The 20,206-nt window shown below is 45.2% G+C and carries 18 protein-coding genes, 6 pseudogenes and 1 riboswitch; all 24 genes and pseudogenes read right to left on the minus strand.

All coding sequences use genetic code 11. The annotated features are described in order from the left end of the window. Positions 1-185: 185 nt before the first annotated feature. Positions 186-290, minus strand: coding sequence for a methionine/alanine import family NSS transporter small subunit (locus tag MMY81_RS15785; protein ID WP_120194430.1), 105 nt, complete (start codon positions 288-290; stop codon positions 186-188). Next, positions 290-1,819 carry a sodium-dependent transporter gene (locus MMY81_RS15790; RefSeq protein ID WP_252313628.1) on the minus strand — a complete coding sequence of 510 codons (1,530 nt, stop codon included), beginning with the start codon at positions 1,817-1,819 and terminating at the stop codon, positions 290-292. Before MMY81_RS15790 ends, MMY81_RS15785 begins: the two co-directional genes overlap by 1 nt. Before the next feature lie 263 nt (positions 1,820-2,082). Then, positions 2,083-2,571: a dihydrofolate reductase gene (locus MMY81_RS15795; protein ID WP_252313629.1), complete on the minus strand. Its 489-nt coding sequence runs from the start codon at positions 2,569-2,571 to the stop codon at positions 2,083-2,085. Further along, complete coding sequence (locus tag MMY81_RS15800; RefSeq protein WP_120194433.1) at positions 2,568-3,362, minus strand: thymidylate synthase; 795 nt, start codon at positions 3,360-3,362, stop codon at positions 2,568-2,570. The genes MMY81_RS15795 and MMY81_RS15800 overlap by 4 nt, the downstream gene beginning before the upstream one ends. Before the next feature lie 16 nt (positions 3,363-3,378). Beyond that, on the minus strand, positions 3,379-4,044 hold the full coding sequence (locus MMY81_RS15805; RefSeq protein WP_252313630.1) for a 5'-nucleotidase C-terminal domain-containing protein: 666 nt from the start codon (positions 4,042-4,044) through the stop codon (positions 3,379-3,381). 41 nt (positions 4,045-4,085) lie between these two features. After that, positions 4,086-4,775: a metallophosphoesterase gene (locus MMY81_RS15810; RefSeq protein WP_252313631.1), complete on the minus strand. Its 690-nt coding sequence runs from the start codon at positions 4,773-4,775 to the stop codon at positions 4,086-4,088. Between the two features lie 35 nt (positions 4,776-4,810). Continuing rightward, on the minus strand, positions 4,811-5,635 hold the full coding sequence (locus MMY81_RS15815) for a sulfite exporter TauE/SafE family protein (RefSeq protein WP_252313632.1): 825 nt from the start codon (positions 5,633-5,635) through the stop codon (positions 4,811-4,813). 25 nt (positions 5,636-5,660) lie between these two features. After that, a complete protein-coding gene (locus tag MMY81_RS15820; protein WP_252313633.1) occupies positions 5,661-6,566 on the minus strand; it encodes a DUF72 domain-containing protein in 906 nt (301 codons plus the stop codon). Positions 6,567-6,742: 176 nt separating this feature from the next. Further along, positions 6,743-8,138 (minus strand): annotated as a pseudogene (sufB, locus tag MMY81_RS15825) (Fe-S cluster assembly protein SufB). Between the two features lie 65 nt (positions 8,139-8,203). Further along, positions 8,204-8,650, minus strand: a pseudogene (sufU, locus tag MMY81_RS15830) (Fe-S cluster assembly sulfur transfer protein SufU). A gap of 24 nt (positions 8,651-8,674) precedes the next feature. Further along, positions 8,675-8,866: an aminotransferase class V-fold PLP-dependent enzyme gene (locus MMY81_RS15835; protein ID WP_252313634.1), complete on the minus strand. Its 192-nt coding sequence runs from the start codon at positions 8,864-8,866 to the stop codon at positions 8,675-8,677. Positions 8,867-8,954: 88 nt separating this feature from the next. Beyond that, positions 8,955-9,650: pseudogene (locus tag MMY81_RS15840) on the minus strand (aminotransferase class V-fold PLP-dependent enzyme). Between the two features lie 256 nt (positions 9,651-9,906). Continuing rightward, positions 9,907-10,056 (minus strand): SufD family Fe-S cluster assembly protein, encoded by a 150-nt coding sequence (locus MMY81_RS35345; protein ID WP_374562094.1) that lies wholly within the window; start codon positions 10,054-10,056, stop codon positions 9,907-9,909. Between the two features lie 34 nt (positions 10,057-10,090). Then, a complete protein-coding gene (locus tag MMY81_RS35350; RefSeq protein ID WP_374562081.1) occupies positions 10,091-10,429 on the minus strand; it encodes a SufD family Fe-S cluster assembly protein in 339 nt (112 codons plus the stop codon). Then, positions 10,404-11,141, minus strand: a complete 738-nt coding sequence (locus tag MMY81_RS35355) for a SufD family Fe-S cluster assembly protein (RefSeq protein WP_374562083.1) — start codon at positions 11,139-11,141, stop codon at positions 10,404-10,406. Before MMY81_RS35355 ends, MMY81_RS35350 begins: the two co-directional genes overlap by 26 nt. Positions 11,142-11,161: 20 nt before the next feature. Beyond that, positions 11,162-11,951, minus strand: a pseudogene (gene sufC / locus MMY81_RS15850) (Fe-S cluster assembly ATPase SufC). Positions 11,952-12,256: 305 nt separating this feature from the next. Beyond that, a pseudogene (locus MMY81_RS15855) lies at positions 12,257-13,027 on the minus strand (MetQ/NlpA family ABC transporter substrate-binding protein). Positions 13,028-13,043: 16 nt separating this feature from the next. Then, positions 13,044-13,709, minus strand: a complete 666-nt coding sequence (locus MMY81_RS15860) for a methionine ABC transporter permease (protein ID WP_252313635.1) — start codon at positions 13,707-13,709, stop codon at positions 13,044-13,046. Then, complete coding sequence (locus MMY81_RS15865; RefSeq protein ID WP_252313636.1) at positions 13,702-14,730, minus strand: methionine ABC transporter ATP-binding protein; 1,029 nt, start codon at positions 14,728-14,730, stop codon at positions 13,702-13,704. Before MMY81_RS15865 ends, MMY81_RS15860 begins: the two co-directional genes overlap by 8 nt. Before the next feature lie 171 nt (positions 14,731-14,901). Continuing rightward, positions 14,902-15,010: riboswitch (SAM riboswitch) on the minus strand. A 187-nt stretch (positions 15,011-15,197) separates the two neighbouring features. Then, positions 15,198-15,580: pseudogene (gene gcvH, locus MMY81_RS15870) on the minus strand (glycine cleavage system protein GcvH). A gap of 27 nt (positions 15,581-15,607) precedes the next feature. Continuing rightward, positions 15,608-15,967 carry an arsenate reductase family protein gene (locus MMY81_RS15875; RefSeq protein WP_252313637.1) on the minus strand — a complete coding sequence of 120 codons (360 nt, stop codon included), beginning with the start codon at positions 15,965-15,967 and terminating at the stop codon, positions 15,608-15,610. A gap of 72 nt (positions 15,968-16,039) precedes the next feature. Continuing rightward, entirely contained in the window at positions 16,040-17,008 is a 969-nt protein-coding gene (locus MMY81_RS15880) for a hypothetical protein (protein WP_252313638.1), read from the minus strand. A 207-nt stretch (positions 17,009-17,215) separates the two neighbouring features. Beyond that, positions 17,216-19,000 carry an acyl-CoA dehydrogenase family protein gene (locus MMY81_RS15885; RefSeq protein WP_252313650.1) on the minus strand — a complete coding sequence of 595 codons (1,785 nt, stop codon included), beginning with the start codon at positions 18,998-19,000 and terminating at the stop codon, positions 17,216-17,218. Positions 19,001-19,016: 16 nt separating this feature from the next. Beyond that, complete coding sequence (locus MMY81_RS15890; protein WP_252313639.1) at positions 19,017-20,201, minus strand: acetyl-CoA C-acetyltransferase; 1,185 nt, start codon at positions 20,199-20,201, stop codon at positions 19,017-19,019. Between the last annotated feature and the right edge of the window lie 5 nt (positions 20,202-20,206).

Consider the following 20,206-nt stretch of genomic DNA (forward strand, 5'->3'; position numbering starts at 1 on the left):
CACTCCCCATTCTTTTCCTCAGCCTCATTATAAACCATCGTACCCTGTCAAAGAAGACTTTGATATTAATACTTTAACATGTTCTATACTGCCTCGACAAATGTACCGTTCGTTTTCACATGATTGCCTTTTCCCCTGTAATCATAAAAAAAGCAGCCGCTTATCCAGTAAGCAGCTGCCTTCATTTATTTTCTTTTGGAAACCGTTCTTGCATACAGTAAACTGCCAGCAAGGCCTCCCCAGATAATTACAATCCCTATAATCATCATTATAATCGCACCGGCTGTCATTATTTTTTACCCCCTTCATCTCTGCGTGCCAATTCAGGCTTGTTTTTCCATTTCACAAATGAAAGAACAATACCAGCGGCAAGAGCAAAGAGTGCTACGGACCAGCCGCTGATTACAACGAAGGAATTAGCGTATCCTTCATAGTTTCCTGTTTCTGTGTCAAATTGACGAAACAGATTCTGTACGAACAGGCTGAACATCATGTAACCGAGGATAATCGGCGTAATGATGCCCAGACATACTCTCCACCATAAACCAAGCGGGATATCTGAGACTCCGTTCGCGTGCTCCTGAAATTCAGGAAGCTTCCGGAGAAACCAGGCTACTACAATTACTTCCACAAGTCCGATTAGTGCTACACCGAATTGGTTAATAAAGTAATCGGCAGCGTCCAGGAAGTTAATTCCGCCGTTTGTCGCGAAAATTAAGGATATGAGAGCTGCAGCTCCACCGCCTATGGCTACGGATTTAGCTCTGGAGATATTGAATTTTTCAGAGATTCCTTTTACATATGTTTCTGAAATGGAAATAAGCGAGCTCAGTCCTGCCAGAACGAGCGACAGGAAGAAAAGAAATCCAAACAGGCCGCTTAGTGCCGGAAAAGCATTAATGATCTGAGGGAAGACGACAAAGGCCAGACCGATGCCCCCTGCTACGACTTCATCTACTGCAACACCTGCCTGAGTCGCCATAAAGCCAAGCGCAGCGAATACGCCGATACCTGCAAGCAGTTCGAAGCTGGAGTTACTGAATCCGGTAATAAACGCATTGTTTGTAATATCCGACTTCTTCGGAAGATAACTGGAATACGTTATCATGATTGCAAATGCAATCGATAAACTAAAGAATATCTGTCCGTAGGCGGCCACCCATACTTCACCGGACGTAATAGCGCTGAAATCCGGCTCAAAGAAAGCCTGCAGCCCTAATGCAGCTCCTGGAAGCGTTACGGCGCGGATACAAATAATTAAAAAGATAACGACCAAAGTCGGAATAAAAATACGGTTGGCAATCTCTATGCCCCGCTGCACGCCTCTAAACAAAACGCCGAGCGTAATGATCCATACGATAATCAGCGGAATAAGCACTCCCGGCACAAGACTTCCGATCTGGCCCGCATCAGACGCCTGCAGGTATTCCCCAAACAGAAATCCTTCCGTATCTTCACCCCATGACTGATTAAGGGCAAAAACGCTGTAGCTCATGGCCCAGGCAATAATAACAGAATAATACGTGGAAATGACAAACGCGACAAACACCGCCCACCATCCAATCCATTCTGTTTTCTTGCTCATCCGGGAATAGCTCAGCGGAGCCGATCCCCTGTATTTATGACCAATCGTAAACTCCATAATTAAAAGCGGAATACCCGCTGTAAGAAGTGCGATAAGATATGGAATAAAAAAGGCTCCGCCACCGCCGTCATAAGCTACTGCGGGAAAGCGCCATATGTTGCCCAGCCCGATGGCTGAACCAATTGCAGCCATAATAAAACCTGCTCTAGTGCCCCATTGTTCTCTGGCTTCCATCGTGTGTTCCCCCTTTATGTTTTACATCACCCTGTATAGAATATTCAGAAAATATAGCAGGAGTGCTGCTTTTCTCTTTTTTAAGTATACTTTCTCTCTGCTGCCTGGGCAGCGCCTGCTGTAGCGTCCTCCTTCCTAGAACTTTTGTCTGATAATTCGTTATTTTATTATAATTTTTATTTTTGGATTTGTCAAAATATTTTTAAACTGGAAAAAGCCTTCCGTATTGAAAGGCTTCTTTCTGTCTATCTGCTCTGCCCGCATTATTTTTTGGTTTTCTGCCATGTAATAAAGCGGTGGGGGTGCTTATTTTTGTCATCGACAGCACCCTGTTCTTCTTCAAGCTTTTCCCATGCTGCCGTGTTCCATTCCGGGAAAAAGGTATCTCCTTCAAATGATTCATCGATATGGGTTAAATACATTTTATCCGCATACGGCAGACAGGCGTTAAAAATTTCCGCCCCACCGATAACGAAAAATTCTTCTTCTTTTTTTTCAAGCTCCTGGACTTCCTCAAGGGAATAAATGACCTCGCAGCCGTCCGCCTGAAACGTTTTATTTTTTGTTACAATAATATTCCTTCGGTTGGGAAGCGGCTTTCCGATCGATTCAAAGGTTTTGCGTCCCATTACAATGGTTCCGCCGCTCGTTACTTTTTTAAAGTGTTTCAGATCGGCGGGAAGGTGCCACGGAAGCTGATTGTCTTTTCCAATGAGACGGTTCTTATCCATAGCGGCAACAAATGAAATCATACGGAGACCTCTCCTTTAATATGAGGATGCGGGTCATAGCCGGTTAATTCAAAGTCATCAATCGTGAAATCAAATATGGATGTTACGTCAGGATTAATTTTCATCTGCGGCAGTTCTCTTGTTTCCCTTGTAAGCTGAAGATTCACCTGTTCAAGATGATTGCTGTATATATGGGCGTCACCAAGCGTATGAATAAATTCGTGTGCCTGCAGGCCGGTGACCTGGGCGATCATTTTTGTTAACAGGGCATAGCTTGCGATGTTAAACGGCACGCCGAGAAATACGTCTGCACTGCGCTGATAAAGCTGGCAGGAAAGCTTTCCGTCATTGACGTAAAACTGAAATAGACAGTGGCATGGTGCCAGAGCCATATCATCAATTTCCGCTACGTTCCAGGCGTTTACAATAAGCCGGCGCGAATCCGGGTTTTCTTTAATCTGTTTGATCACATCGGAGATCTGGTCTACCGTTCGTCCATTGGCGCCTTCCCATGACCGCCACTGTTTGCCGTATACGGGACCCAGGTCTCCATTTTCGTCTGCCCATTCGTTCCAGATACGTACATTGTTTTCTTTCAAATAATCGATATTTGTGTCACCTTTTAAGAACCACAGCAGTTCATGAATAATCGACCGGAGATGGAGCTTTTTCGTCGTCAGGACAGGAAAACTGTCCTCCAGCGAATAGCGCATCTGGTAACCAAATGTACTGATAGTACCTGTTCCGGTGCGGTCGCTTTTTTCTGTACCGTGTTCCAAAATATGGCTGCATAAATCTAAATACTGTTTCATGTTACCTACCTGCCTTTTATGAATATTTCTTTTCCAGTATGAATTGAAGCACGTCTCTCATCATTTCCGGCATAAAATATTTTTTCTGCTTTGTCTGGGATAGTCCGGGATATAACGGTCCGAATGTAAACATGTCCGGAGCTGCTACCCGGTACATTTTTTTGTTTTCGATGTCTGCGCCCTGGATTTTTATTTTTTTCACAAGAGCGTCCTCTCCTGCTGTTCCCATTTCTATAGTAATGCCGCTGAACGCCAGCACGCCGAGTTTAATTCCCCTGAAGCCAAGTCCTTTCAAAGGAAGATGAATCATCTTTTGTGTATAGGCTGCGTGAATGGATTCTTTCAAAACGGCTCCTGAGACCTCGATCACCGCTGGATTAATCGGATGAGGACAGAGCCGGTGGATATCTTCTTTCGTAACCGGGCCTGGAGCTAATGATTCAAGCAGCAGCCCGGAATTTATTAAAGCCAGATCCGTTTGGCACCAATCCCGGAGGCCTTCTGCCAGTAAATCAGCAAAAGGGGACGGTTCTGTCCAGGAGACGGGAAGCGCCGAAGGAATCCGGGCTATTTCCTCATGCATTTCTGCTACAGCCTCTGTTTCCAGCCGCCGCAGAAGCCCGGCCGTTTCCGGGGAGGGCGGTTCATGGCTCACGTCTACGGCGTACCCTTTTTTTGACACGAGCTCTCTTTTTTCCGTATCAAATTCCAGGTTAACCTGTCCTACGTAATATGCATTTTTGCCGACTGAGCGACCAGGGACTGATTAATGACTTCCGCTTCTTTGAGCAGATGGTGGGTGTGGGCTCCTAGAATAACATCAATATCCGGGAAGGATTCAGCTATTTCTTCATCATAATCCAGACCCATGTGAGACAGCAGAACAACGATGTCCGACTGCGCTTTAACTTTCTCCAAAATTCCTGGAAGCAGCATTAAAGGGTCCTGAATATCCCAGCCCAGCTCGTTATAAAACGGATAAAAAGGAATAGTAATGCCGATCAGTCCCATTCTGATTCCTTCTTTTGTTTCAATTACGTCATAAGGAAGCGCCCATTCCGGACGTTTTCCCTGTTCATCAAATAAATTGGCAAGGAGCACTTTGAAATTGGCTTTTTCGTAAAGGCTTCCGAGCTCCTGCCTTGAAAAAGTAATGCCTTCATTGTTTCCTATCGTCACGTGGGAAATTTCTGCTTCATTAAGAAGCTCCACGTTTCCTTTTCCTCTGGTTGCTTCTGTGACCACATGGGAGCGGTCGGTATGATCTCCTATATCAAAAAATAAAGATGTTTCCTTTTTTTTATCGTGAAACCGCCGCTGCGCTTTTAAATAAGAAACGGCGGAGGTCCACTGGGTTAAATCACTGTGCAGATCGTTGGTATGATATATCGTAATGGGGACAATTGCTGACACCCTGCTACACCGCCTTCTCCTATCAACTATTCTCTCTATATTCCCTGAATTCCCTGCCAGATAAGCCGAAAGGCAATAATAATTAAAAAGAATCTAAGCAGTATAATCAGGGTATTGCTTTTTAATCGTTTATTAATCGCGGCTCCAATAGAAGCTCCAAACCACGCCCCGGGAATAAGTGCAAGAGCATACAGCCATTCTACATTCCCCAGTGATATATGGGAAATCGAGCTGATAATCGAGGAAAATAAAATCATGAACATCGATGTCGCCACAGCAACGTGGGGAGGAAAGCCAAACAGCAGAATCATTGCCGGGACCATAAGCGAACCACCGCCAATACCGAACAGGCCTGACAGCGTCCCGACAGCAAAAGCAATGCTCAGGCCGAGCGCGAGCGAAAATCCATATTCCTGTTTTTCTCCCAGCTCTGTTATGTACTCCCGTTTAATAGAGGTACGCTTCACCGGAAGCGGCTTTAACCGGTTCCGGATAAATAAAACAAAAGCAACAAACAGCATAAACAGGCCGAAAATAATAAGAAACACGTTGGTTTCCATGCCTTTATTAAGCCAGACGCCAAATAATGCGCCGGGCCCGCTTCCTGCCAAAAAGATGAAACCGGATTTCATATCAACGACTTTCTGCTTTGTATAGGAAATAGTCGAAGACATTCCGGTAAAAATCATGATTAATAACGATGTGCCTACGGCTGTCTGCGGAGTAATACCTGCAAAAGATGGGACAACCTCACTCATGACCAGAAGAGCCGGGACGACAATAATACCGCCTCCGAGCCCCAGGAGGCTTCCAAATGTTCCAGCCGCAAGGCCGAGTAAGACCAGCAGTAACCAATCCATAGAATCCTTCTTTCTTCGTCTGCTTTCACAGCCCGCTCTTCATTCTTTTATTATAATACCATTTTTTAAAAAAATCGCCTTCGTCGAATAGGGAAGTCTGACGCGGAGCCAGCCCTTCATATGAAATATCCGCCATTTCTAAAAAACGCTTGGCGTTAGGCGCCGCATGGCGTCCGGAATTATTATTAAAAACGACATAAATATTTTCGGAGGTTTTTTCGAGAGTCTGCACCCGCTCTTTCCACTCATTGAGCTCGGTATCATTGTAATCATACAGATAGCGGATTTCCCGCCATTTTTCTCCTTTGGCCGGTTTTTTCCATGCTTCTGTATTTCGTCCATGCAGGCGCACGAGCGTTTTTTCTTTATGCGTCGGGTGCATCACAATCGGAACGGAACCTCCTTCGATCTGCGGCTCATCGCAGATGCTGTGAATCCACTTCTCGTTTTTCATAAATTCCAGGGTTCTTTCTTTAAATTCCGGTTCGAACCAGGACTGATGCCTGAATTCCAGCGCACACGGAAAGGCGGACAGCTGATCCCTTACATAGCGGAGATACTCAACGTTTTCTTTATTGCATTCGAACCACGGTGGAAACTGGCACAGTACCATCCCCAATTTACCGGATTCCATGACAGGCCGTACAGAATCGACATATGCTTTAAACATTTCTTCTTTGGAAGCAAAGGGAATTTCCCCACGTTCATGACCTGTGATGCCCTGATAGGCCTTTACAATAAAAGAAAAACGTTCCGGAGTATCTCTTATCCATTTATCATAATTTTTCTTAGGCTGGACCGCATAGAACGCTGCATCCACCTCTACCGTTGGAAAATGGCCGGCATATTCAGCCAGCTTTTCTCCGGGCTTGATCCCCTGCGGATACAAAGAAACATGATCTCCCCATCCTGTAAGTCCTGTAATAATCATCGCTTATCCTCCTTCAGCTTACCTGTCTTCCTTTCTTTTCTCATAGCCTTTTTCGTCTGAAAGAAAACACGCCGGAGCATCTTTCCCTCTGTGTACCGTTTTTATTTGATTTAGGCCATCGATACATAAAAAAACCGGCCTCTCTTGAGAGGCCGATCCTAAATGATAAGAAACTATTAACCGATAGATCCTTCCATTTCGAAGCTGATCAAACGGTTCATTTCTACAGCGTACTCCATCGGAAGCTCTTTCGTAAACGGCTCGATAAAGCCCATTACGATCATTTCTGTAGCTTCCTGCTCGGAGACACCGCGGCTCATTAGATAGAAGAGCTGCTCTTCTGATACTTTTGAAACCGTCGCTTCGTGTTCAAGCGTAATGTTGTTGTTTAGAATTTCGTTGTACGGAATTGTATCTGACGTGGACTCATTGTCCATGATCAGCGTGTCGCACTCGATTTTTGAGAAGGAGCCGGCTGATCTGCGTCCGAAGTGAGCAATACCACGGTACGTTACTTTACCGCCGTGCTTAGAGATCGACTTCGATACAATCGTAGAGGAACAGTTTGGTGCAAGGTGCGTTACTTTTGCGCCTGCATCCTGGTGCTGTCCTTTACCTGCGATGGCGATAGAAAGGATAGTTCCTTTTGCGCCTTCGCCGCGCATAATAACTGCAGGATATTTCATTGTAAGCTTAGAGCCGATGTTTCCATCCACCCATTCCATTGTGGCGCCTTCATCACATACTGCTCTTTTTGTTACGAGGTTGTAGATGTTGGAAGACCAGTTCTGGATTGTCGTGTAACGGCAGTAAGCGTTCTTCTTAACAATGATTTCAACTACGGCACTGTGAAGGGAGCTCGTTGTATATACAGGAGCTGTACAGCCTTCTACATAGTGTACGGAGCTGTCTTCATCAGCAATAATGAGTGTTCTTTCGAACTGTCCCATGTTTTCAGAGTTAATACGGAAATATGCCTGAAGCGGGGTATCTACTTTTGCGCCTTTTGGCACGTAGATAAACGATCCGCCGGACCATACGGCCGAGTTAAGTGCTGCGAATTTGTTGTCTGATGGCGGAATGGTTTTTCCGAAGTGCTCACGGAAAATATCTTCGTTTTCCTTAAGAGCCGTATCGGTATCTTTAAACACAATTCCCTGATCTGTCAGTTCCTGCTTCATGCTGTGATAAACCACTTCTGATTCATACTGCGCAGAACACCAGCAAGATACTTTTGCTCTGCTTCAGGAATACCAAGTTTGTCGAACGTATTTTTGATTTCCTCGGTACTTCGTCCCATGATGTTTCAGAACGCTCAGAAGGCTTCACGTAATACGTAATATCGTCAAATACAAGGCCTGTAAGGTCTCCACCCCACTGTGGCATTGGCATTTTGTAAAACTGAGCCAATGATTTCAAGCGGAAATCAAGCATCCACTGCGGCTCTTCCTTTATTGAAGAAATCTCACGAACCACTGCTTCAGTCAATCCACGCTCAGAGCGGAAAATGGATACGTCGCGATCAGCAAATCCATATTGGTAATCGCCTAGTTCCGGCATTTTTTTTGCCATTTGAATACCTCCCTTAGGTTAGCAGGGGCGTATAAGCCCCTTGCTTTCGTGCTTTATATATAGGGCTATTCGTTATGCCCGTTTTCATCGATGCCTTTTTCCATTGCCTTCCACGCAAGTGTAGCACACTTAATACGTGCTGGAAACTTTGTGACTCCCTGAAGAGCTTCAATGTCGCCAAGGTCAAACTTGCCTTCTTCATAATCCTTGCCAAGCATCATATCAGAGAAAATAGCTGAAAGCTCCAGCGCATCCTCAACGGATTTGCCTTTACGATATCTGTCATCATGGAAGCTGATGACAAACTGATGGAGCAGCCTTCCCCGATGAAGCTGGCGTTTTTGATCAGGCCGTCTTCTACCTCAAGCTGAAGCTGAATGCGGTCTCCGCAGGTGGTTGTTCATATTGACGTGAAGTGTTTCGTTTTCCAGCTCTCCGCGGTTTCTGGGATTCTTGTAATGATCCATAATAACCTGGCGGTAGAGAGTATCAAGATTATTATGCGAAGACATCACCAAAATACTCCTTTGTTTTTATTAGTCCTTCAGCAGACGATCCACTTCTTCCTTCGTGTTGTAAATATAAAAGCTTGCACGAGCGGTAGAGCTTACATCAAGCCATTTCATAAGAGGCTGGGCGCAATGGTGTCCGGCACGAACGGCAATGCCTTCTGAATCAAGGACAGTTGCTACATCATGCGGGTGGAACATCATCAATATTAAAAACACTGCTCTTTCCTTCGGACCGTAAATTGTTAACCATCAACATTACTCAAGACTTCCATGCGTACCGCAAGTTCTTTTTCATGTGACTCTATTATATCAAAACCAATGCTATTAATAAAATCAATGCAGCTCCAAGGACCGATAGCCCCTGCAATGATTGGGGTTCCCCTTCAAATTTCCAGGGAAGCTCTTTCCAGGTCGATTCATGCAGGTCGACAAAATCAATCATTTCCCCGCCAAATTCTACAGGTTCCATTTTATTCAGCAGTTGCTTTTTTGCCATAACAGCACGCCAATTACCGGTAGGTCCGCCCATTTTATGGCCGGAAAAAGCGTAAAAGTCACAGTCAAGCTCCTGCACATCCACTTTAATGTGCGGAGCGCCCTGAGCGCCATCCACTACAATGACAGCGTCATTGGCGTGGGCAATTTCTGCGATTTCTTTTACCGGGATTATCGTGCCGAGCACATTGGAAACGTGAGTGACCGCAACGATTTTGTTTTCGGGCCGACCGCTTCTTTTACATCTGCCATAGAAAGTGTACCGTCTCGTTCATTGGCAGTATTTCAGCTTTGCTCCGGTTCTTTTTGCTGCCTGCTGCCAGGGGATGATGTTGCTGTGATGCTCCATATAAGTGAGCACAATTTCATCATCTTCCTGCAGGATTAGCTTCACCGTAGGACTGGGCGACGATATTAATAGTAGTAGTTCCCCGCGTGAAGATAATTTCTCTACGGAAGAAGCATGAAGGAAATTCCGGACTTTCTCCGGCTCCTTCATATCCATCGGTTGCCATACTGCCAAGCGTATGACACGCGGTGCACATTGGAATTATACTTCTTATAATATTCATCTATTTTCTCAATACAGCTGCGGCTTCTGGGAAGTCGCCGCGCTGTCAAGATAAACAAGAGGGTGACCGTTGACCTGTTCATTTAATATAGGGAACTGGCGACGGATCTCCTGAATGTCCATTTAGTACACTTTCCTTTCGATACCTCAGTCAGTCTATCTTTAACCGCCTGGATAGGCAGCTCGGCTACTACCGGCTGAAGGAAACCGTGAATAATAAGACGCTCGGCTTCAGACGGCTCAAGCCGCGGCTCATCAAGTAGAACATCTGCAGTGGATCGATACGCCCTACAGAAGCTGCGTGTCCTGCTGTTACGTCATCTTCATCAATGAGAAGAATTGGGTTCGCATCTCCACGTGCTTTTCGCTGAGCATCAGTACACGTTCAGTCTGTACGCCGTTTGATTCGTTGCGCCGTGTTCAATTTTCGAAATACCGTTGAAAATAGCACGGGCGGAATCTTTCATAACGCCGTGAGTAAGAATCTGTCCATCGGAGTGCTTACCGAAATGAATGATCTGTGTCCAGAAATCCTGTGCCTGCGTACGCGGCCGATTGATACAGATTTCACGTCGGAGTAAGAACCATTCTCTTAAAACCGTTGTATTATCAGAAAGAGTATTTCCGTCATTCATCTGGCCTAAAGCCCAGTCAATGCGGGCATCTTTCTGAGCCACGCGCGGCGGTTCACGTACGTTGTAACCCTTTTTCAAGATGATCTACAGCGCCGAAGGATACTTTCGAAGCAGGACCTGCGTAAACTTCTGCGATAATGTTTGCCGCTGACTCCTGTTCACTGTTGAATGACACGTAGTTTTCCAGGTACGTTACGTCACTGTTGTCCTCTGTAGCCAATACTACATGGTTGAACAAGCCGGCTTCCGGATCTTCCTGGAAATATACAGCCTGAAGAGGTTTTTCCAGCTGAACGTTTTTAGGCACGTAAATAAATGCACCGCCGCTTAGAAATGCTGTATGAAGAGCAGTAAGCTTATTTTCATCCACTTTTACTGCTTCACCCATGAAATATTTCTTCAGCAGGTCGCTGTGCTCTTTCGCTGCCGTTGCGATATCAGTGAAAATAACACCTTTTTCTTTTGCTTCTGATGAAAGGCTGTAATAAAGAGGCTTTCCATCTCTAACAACTAGAAGATTCTGGTCTTCTTCTGTTACGTTAATAAGCTTTTGAACATCAGTATGAAGATCAGAAAGGCTTGATACCGTGCCCGCTTCTGTTCCCTGATGCTTGAACTCCGTGAAGTTCCACTTGGTGATTTTAGTTTTTTCCGGCTTAGGAAGCTCAAGTTTCTCAATCAAATGGAAAGCAGTAAGTCTTTCCTCAGTTAGCCATTCCGGTTCTTCTCTCTGCTCGGAAAATTCTTTGACGTATTGTTCATCAAACGTCCATTTTGTTTCTACTGACATAAAATAGTGACCTCCCTTCTTTACGCTTTCTGCTGGTTTCCAACTCTTTCGTCTTCGATGCCAAGTTCTTCTTTGATCCAGTCATAACCGTCTGCTTCAAGGCGTTCTGCAAGCTCTGCTCCGCCTGATTTAACGATACGTCCCTGCATCATTACGTGTACTCTGTCCGGTGTAATGTAATTGAGAAGACGCTGGTAGTGAGTGATAATAAGGCAGCCGAAGCTTTCACTTTTCATTTCGTTGATTCCGTTGGATACGACACGAAGGGCGTCAATATCAAGACCAGAGTCAATTTCATCAAGAATCGCAATTTTAGGCTCAAGCATAAGAAGCTGAAGAATTTCGTTACGCTTTTTCTCACCGCCGGAGAAGCCTTCGTTTAGATAACGCTGGGAAAATGCCTGATTCATCTCAAGCTTATCCATTTTTTCGTCCATTTTACGGATAAACTTCATCAGGGAAATCTCGTCGCCTTCTTCGCGCTTTGAGTTGATGGCAGAGCGCATAAAGTCTGCGTTCGTTACGCCACTGATTTCGCTTGGGTACTGCATAGCAAGGAACAAGCCGGCTTTTGCACGCTCGTCACTTCCATTTCCAATACATCTTCGCCGTCAAGAATGACGCTTCCGTGGGTAATTTCATACTTTGGGTGACCCATGATAGCAGAAGCCAATGTAGACTTACCGGTACCGTTTGGTCCCATGATAGCGTGGATTTCCCCGCCTTTTATTTCAAGGTTGAAGTGCTTGATAATTTCTGAGCCTTCTATTTCAACCGTTAGATCTCGATTTTAAGAGTTGATGCTGACATGTAAAAAAACCTCCATTAACTTTATTTTAACCACAAAAGTGGTTTCTCATTCTCACTTTATTATCATTATAGTTTATAACAAATGTAAACAGAGTTCAAGAAACACACTTTACTTTATCCGGACGGAAAAAAAAGGAGGACTGCCTAAAAGCGTTCTCTTTCAGGATAGCCCCCCTTATTGTTTTTAGTATAACAAACTAGATTGCTTTGTTAAAACATAAACTGTTAAGGAACAGTATTTTATTCAGCGTTTTCGCCTTCAGCAGGAAGCACAGCGCCTTCGTATTCTTCTTCAATAAATGATCTTACTTCATCAGAATGCAGTACATCGACCAGTGTTGTATTTCTTCACGATCTTCGTCACCGCTGCGTACCGCTATAATATTGGCGTAAGGATTGTCCTCGGCGCTTTCAATAGCAATAGCATCTTCACTTGGGCTCAGGTCGCTGTCCAGCGCATAGTTGGAATTGATAAATACGGCATCGCCTTCGCCGTTCTGGTAAGCCTGGAAGCGTAGCTGCTTCTACATTGGCACTGAACTCAATGTTTTTTTGGTTCTCTGCGATGTCATCTATTGTTGCTTCGATGCCCGCATCTTCTTCCATTGTAATACGCCTTCGTCTTCAAGCATGCTCAAAATACGGCCGTGGTCTGCTACAGAGCTGCTCATGATTACTTCAGCGCCTTCCGGCAGTTCACCTAAGCTGTCGTAATCCTGGGAGTACACGCCCATAGGCTCTATATGAATCGCACCTGCATTGGCAAAGTCATAGTCATTTTCTTCAATCTGTGATTCAAAGTAAGGCACGTGCTGGAAATAGTTGGCATCAATTTCCTCTTCAGCCAGCGCCTGGTTCGGCACGATATAGTCATTAAATGTTTCAATCTGCAGATCCACGCCTTCTTCTTCAAGCTGATCGGAAGCAAATTCCAGAATTTCGGCGTGAGGCACGTTGGAAGCACCTACTGTAAGCGTCGTTGTTTCTTCTTCAGAACCGGATTCTTCTCCGCCGCCTCCGCAGGCTGCAAGTCCAATTGTTAATGATAGTGCTGGAATCATCCAAATCTTTTTCATTTTACTTTCTCCCCTTTTATCTTTTATCAATTCTATATATAATTCTGTCGCCAATCCACTGCAGGATCATAACGATCACCAGGATGGCGGCAGTTGCTGCCAGCGTTACATCTGAATTGCTGCGCTGGAACCCTTCCCGGAAAGCAAGGTCGCCAAGTCCTCCAGCTCCAATCACTCCGGCCATTGCCGTATAGCTTACAAGCGTAATAGCCGTAACGGTAATTCCGGAAATTAAGGCGGGAAGCGATTCAGGAATCAATACTTTAAAAATAATATGCCATTGATTGGCGCCCATGGACTGGGCTGCCTCAATAACTCCTTTATTCACTTCACGAAGACCAATTTCCACCAGTCTAGCGTAAAACGGTGCCGCTCCTATTACCAGAGCAGGCAGAGCCGCGCTCGGCCCGAGCATTGTTCCGACAATAAATGTCGTAAACGGAACGAGCAGGATAATTAAAATAATAAATGGAATCGACCGAAATATGTTTACAATCGCCGCTGCCGCTAAGTGGACCGGCTGATTTTCCCACATGTTTCCTTTGTCCGTCATGTAGAGGACAAGGCCGAGCAGAATGCCCAGAATAAAAGTAGCCAGAACTGCCAAAGCACTCATGTATAAAGTTTCTAACGTGGCTTCCCACATGTTCGCCCAGTTTATATTTTCAAATAGTTCATTCATGCGCTGTCATCACCTCTGTCTGTACCTGCTGATCTTTTAAATAGGACAGCGCGTGGTTCAGCTGTTCCTGGTTTCCCTGGAGCTGAACAAATAATGTACCATAGCTGCCATCTCTGGTTTTAGACACTTTGCCCTGCAGGATGTTTACGGAAACGCCGCATGTAAGAATAAGGTTTGTCATAATAGGCTGTTCCGCATCTTCACCGAGGAAAGATATCTTAACTATGGGACTGGTGTCGCCTGTTTTCATTAACTCCCGGATAGCTTCCATCGTTTCTTCGGGCTCCGTTATCTGCTTGACAAATTCTTTGGTCATTTCTTCACGGGGCTGCCTGAACACATCCAAAACCGGTCCTTCTTCGACTATTTTTCCGTTTTCCATAACGGCTACCCGGTTGCAGATTTTCCGGATCACGTGCATTTCATGAGTAATAAGCACAATGGTCAAACCGAGCTTTTTATTAATATCCGTTAGAAGTTCCAATATCGAATCTGTCGTTTTCGGATCCAGCGCCGAGGTGGCCTCATCGCACAACAGCACTTTAGGATTATTCGCAAGAGCTCTCGCAATACCGACGCGCTGCTTCTGGCCGCCGCTGAGCTGAGCCGGATACGCATTTTCTCTTCCAGTAAGACCGACAAGGTCTATCAGTTCATCCACCCTGGCATTTTTGTCTTTTTTTGAGAGCTTCGCAATTTCCAGTGGAAAGGCGATATTTTCCCGTACGGTTCTTGACCAAAGAAGGTTAAAATGCTGAAAAATCATGCTGATTTCCTGGCGTGCTTTCCGAAGAGAGGAGCCCTGCAGATCTGCCATATTTTTTTCTGCAATAATAATTTTTCCCGATGTCGGCTTTTCCAGCATATTCAGCAGGCGGATGAGCGTACTTTTACCTGCTCCGCTGTACCCGATTACCCCGAATATTTCTCCTTCGTCTATCGTCAAGTCTATATTGTCTACTGCCGTTATATCTCCATTGGATGTAGGAAATATTTTCGATAGTTTTTCCAATGCTATCATATGTCCACCCTGTTTCTTTTCTTTATTAACCTCACTTATCATACCAGATAACTTGGTCTTGGAACAAATCCTTTATCATACCTGTAATAGGCTGACACATCCCTTTATTTAAACACAATAAAATACCCTTCAGCTTTTATCATAAGCAGAAAGGTTATTGTTCGTTCCTTTCTCTCATCTGCCAAAGCGCACGCTTCGCAGGAATTGGCACCATTTCATTAGACACAATGACGGTTGCCGGGCTTCAAAGGGCCAGTCCCTCCACCTCTCATGATAAGAGTTATTAAGTATGTAGGTTGTTTAGTACAAATCGAAGCTTAGCACGGGGCCGGAGCGGGTGTCAACTAATTTGCCGGAGGTGGCTGCGGTTTGATGAATGCTTTCAAAAAAAGATAAAAAGAATCATTTAAAGCAAAAAAAGAAGCCCGCCTCTATTAAAGAGACGGACCTCTTATGTAACAGCCGTTTTAGTCGGCGCTGACCATTTTTTCGTAATCTTCTGCAGACATTAAATCATCGATCTGGCTGCTGTCGGATGGCTCTACAACAATCATCCATGCCTTATCATATGGAGAATCATTGACGAATTCCGGGGAATCATCCAGGTCTTCATTTACCTCGACGACCGTTCCGCTTAGAGGAGCATACAATTCAGAAACCGTTTTTACCGACTCTACGCTTCCGAATGGTTCATCTGCCTTTATTTCGTCTCCTACTTCCGGCAGCTCACAAATACGATGTCTCCAAGTTCGGACTGGGCAAAGTCTGTAATGCCGACTCTGACTTTTTCACCTTCTGTTTTTACCCACTCGTGCTCTTCTGAGTACTTCAATTCCTTCGGTACGCTCATTGTTCATTCCTCCAGTTTTCATTTACTTTATTGTTTCCATGTTTCCTCAAATAAAGCTTCTTTAAACCCTAATGTAACAAGATTTCCATCTGTAACGATGGGTCTTTTTATTAGCATACCATCTGAAGCAAGAATATCATATAGTTCCTCATTCTCTGCGTCTTTCACTTTATCTTTAAGACCCAGTTCACGGTATTTTTTCCCGCTCGTGTTGAAAAATTTCTGAATCGGGTAATCACTGATTTGATGAAGTTTTTTTAGTTCGGCTGCTGATGGAGGTGATTCTACAATGTGATGTCTTGTAAACGATACTCCCTGTTCTTCCAGCCACTTTTCTGCCTTTTTGCAGGTGCTGCAGGATGGATAGCTGTAAATGTCGACTGCCATGTTATGCCTCCTTTCTTTTGATGCTATTATAGCTTAATTTACTTGCCGGCTCGACTCAATAAAAAAGCGGAATTAATAAGAGTCTACTCTCGTGTATTCGGCTGTCTCCTCATCCGGGAAAGAATCGAGATTCAAAAAATAAAGATTACCGTCTTCTCCACCATGAAAGGTAGCCACTTTCGAACCATCTCCAACTGTCATGACATAATACTGATTGCCATCATCTCCTGTTTCCCAGGCCTGGTCGTAAAAGGTAAAGCTGTCACGGGTACCGCCGTTTCCAATACCGTATTGAATCAGCTCTTCCACCAGCTGCTCCTCCAGACTCATCGATTCCGTGTCCGGCTCAGAGGCTATTTCTGATTCGGCATCTGCTTCTGATGTAGAATTTTCTGCTGATTCACTGCTGGAATTTGTTTCATTTGATTCGACGTTCGATTGATTTTCATTTCTTTCTATATATTTAGCCACTGAAGTATCTTCTCTATCAAAAATTATTTCTTTTGATAATTGTTTCCATAAAAGTATGTCATTATCTAATAATTCTAAAGTGATAGTAGATCCTTCTATATAATCTACGTCTCCCTCTGCTTTTATTAGACCGTTATTTATACTAGTAATGTTGTAATTAACTTCAACTTCCCCTGAGTGGTCACTATAATAAGTAGATTGAAAAGTTTTTTCATTATCGTCTAATATAATTTTTAACGAAATAGAATGCCCAGTTTCATCATCAAACATCAACCAATAACCTTCCAATGCAGCCAATTCTTCCTGCTTTATCTCACCTGTTTCTTCTTCCACCGTTTCTTCAGCTGATGTTTCCTGCTGTTCTTCTGAGTCACTTTCTTCGCTGTCTGCTTCCTGCTCTTCAACGACAGATTCTTCTGCGGATTCCTCTGTTTCCGGTGCCGCCTCTTCATTCGCTTCCGAAACTTCAGCACTTTCTGCTTCTTCCACTGCCGGACCCGCTTCTTCCTGCGAGCAACCCGCTGCCAGGATGACAAATAGACCAGCCGCCATTACTGCTTTTTGTTTCATACCCCTCTTCATCCAACCATTCCCTTCTTTTTCAAAAACATGAATAGGTATACAGTTTACCTAATGTTTACTTTTATGTAAATACAAAGTAATAGGTACATATAATCACTAACTGACCTTTATCGTGAACGGTTGAACGAAAATTAATAACAAATAGAAATACAAAAAAACGGACAGATGAACTGCCCGTTTTATCTTTAATTACCTCTAGATCACATAACGCTCTTCTTTGAGAACTTTTTCTGCAATAGTGCGCTTAATGCGGATCACGTCTGTCGGCGTGTGACGCGTCAGCTTGCGGAGAATCGAGAGCATCGTGCGTAATGAATCTCCTTCTTCCATATGAATAATGGACTCCTTGGCGTGTGCTTCAATGCGGTTTACTGCTTCCTGGCAGAATACCTGGGTAAGCATGATTTTCATATTTTCTTTTTCGGCTCCATTTTTATTCATCGCTTTTTCCGTACGGAGAATCGCGGATTCCATGGAATAAATATCGCTTACGATATCAGCCGAGTTAAAGAGAAGCTCCTGCTCCTGATCAAGTCCTTTGCCGTATTTCTGCGCAGCACTTCCTGATACGAGAAGGAATACTTTCTTCAGGTTTTTCAAAAGCATTTTCTCCTGCTCCAGCGGCTCTGATCCCGGCTCTTCCGGCATCATTGACATAATTTCCGACTGAAGCTTTTTAGCTTCTTCCAAGAATGGCAGCTCGCCTTTCATCGCTTTACGCATGATTGTCCCCGGTACCAGCAGACGGTTAATTTCGTTTGTGCCTTCAAAAATGCGGTTGATTCGGGAATCACGATAGGCCCGCTCTACTTCGTACTCCGCCATAAAGCCGTAGCCGCCGTGAATCTGCACTGCTTCATCTACTACGTAATCGAGTGTTTCTGATCCATAGAATTTATTCAGCGAGCATTCGATTGCATACTCAGCTATCGCTCCCGCAACTTTCCCGCCGTCTTCCTGCTCGGTTTCACTCAGCCTTCCCAGCTGTTCTTCGAAAAGACCGCCGGTACGGTAAATAGAGCTTTCCAGCGCATACGTCTCTGACGCCATCGTAGCAAGCTTTTCCTGGATGCCTCTAAAAGAAGCAATTGGCACTTTAAACTGCTTGCGCTCGTTCGCGTACTTAGCAGACAGCTCAATACCGCGCTTAGAACCGCCGACGCAGCCTACACCAAGCTTATAACGTCCTACGTTTAGAATATTAAATGCGATAATATGACCGCGTCCCGCTTCGCCGAGCAGATTTTCTTTCGGTACGTGGGCATTATCAAGAATCAGTGTTCTTGTAGAAGAGCCTTTGATTCCCATCTTCTTCTCTTCCGGCCCTGTGGAAACGCCTTCTATTTCCCTATCTACAATAAAGGCGGAGAAATGCTCGCCGTCAATTTTGGCATACACAATAAAGACGTCGGCGAACGCTGAGTTTGTAATCCACTGTTTTTCACCGGTCAGCTTATAGTGTGTTCCGGCATCGTTTAGAACAGCGATTGTTTTTGCGCCGAGGGCATCTGATCCGGAGCTCGGCTCTGTCAGAGCGTAGGCCGCAATTTTTGTTCCTGTGGCAAGGTCCGGAAGATATTTGGATTTCTGCTCTTCATTGCCGAAAAAGACAATTGGCAGGGAGCCGATACCAACATGCGCCCCCTGGCTCAAGGAAAAGGAACCGGCGCGGGAGAATTTTTCTGTAATAAGGGTGGAGCTGATTTTATCAAGGCCGATTCCGCCGTATTTTTCCGGAACATCCGCGCCAAGCAGACCGAGCTCCCCAGCCTGCGTTAAGAGGCGGCGGGAGACGTCAAACTGATGATTTTCCAGTTTTTCTGTTTCCGGTACTACTTTTCCAACCACAAAATCCTCTGTCGTTTTGGCAATCATTTTATGCTCATCCGTGAAATCTTCCGGTGTGAATACCTGGTCTGCTGTTACTTCTCCGAGTAGAAAGCCTCCGCCTTTTGTGTGAAGCTCTATTGTGCTGCTCATCATTTATTCCTCCTTTTTATTGTGGAAGCAGTTCAAACACGCCGGCTGCACCCATTCCTCCGCCAATACACATCGTTACCACACCAAACTGTTCATTGCGTCTGATCATTTCATGCATAAGAGATAAGGTAAGCTTCGTTCCGGTGCATCCGAGCGGATGTCCTAAAGCGATCGCTCCTCCATTGACGTTTACTTTTGTGTGATCCAGCTTTAATTCCCTAATGACCTGCAGTGCCTGGGAAGCAAATGCTTCATTGAGCTCAAACAGCCCAATATCCGACATTTCCAGACCCGCTAGCTTTACAGCTTTCGGAATCGCTTCCACCGGGCCGATACCCATAATTTCAGGAGGAACACCCGCTACGGAGAAACCATGGAATTTCAGAATAGGCTTATGCCCTTCCGCTTCCGCCTTCTGCCGGTCCATCAGCAGAACGGAGGCTGCGCCGTCGCTCATCTGCGAGGCGTTTCCGGCTGTAACGGATCCTTTCGGATGAAATGCCGGACGCAGTCCTGCCAGGGTTTCTGCTGTTGTATCTTTACGTATGCCTTCATCCATGGAAAACATTTCCGTTGATTCTTTTAATTTGTGATCGTTCCCTACGGAACGTTTTGTTACTTCCACCGGTACGATTTCATCTGTGAATTTCCCCTGCTCGACGGCAGCTGCTGCTCTGCGGTGGCTTTCTGCCGCAAATGCGTCCTGGTCTGCACGACTGACACCAAACCGGTTCGCTACTTCTTCAGCTGTATATCCCATGCCGATATAATACTCCGGTGCTTCATCTACAAGCGTCGGATTGGGAGCGATCACGTGGCCGCCCATTGGAATCATACTCATTGATTCTGCACCACCGGCGATAACAGTCTGGGAGTGACCCAGCATGATCCGTTCGGCTCCGTAGGCAATACTCTGCAGACCGGATGAACAGTATCTGTTAATTGTAATCGACGGCACCGTATAAGAAAGGCCCGCTAACGCCGAGATGCTTCTGGCGACGTTCATGCCCTGCTCTGCTTCCGGCATGGCGCATCCGATAATAACATCGTCAATTGTTGATGGGTCGAGGCCGCCTGCTCTTTTCAGCGTTTCTTTTATGGTCAACGCCCCCAGATCATCTGGTCGGGTGGCTGCCAGTGTTCCTCTATTTGCTTTTCCGACAGGAGTTCTTGCTCCTGCTACAATGACTGCTTCATTCAAGGCTG

The organism is Sinobaca sp. H24, assembly GCF_023845525.1.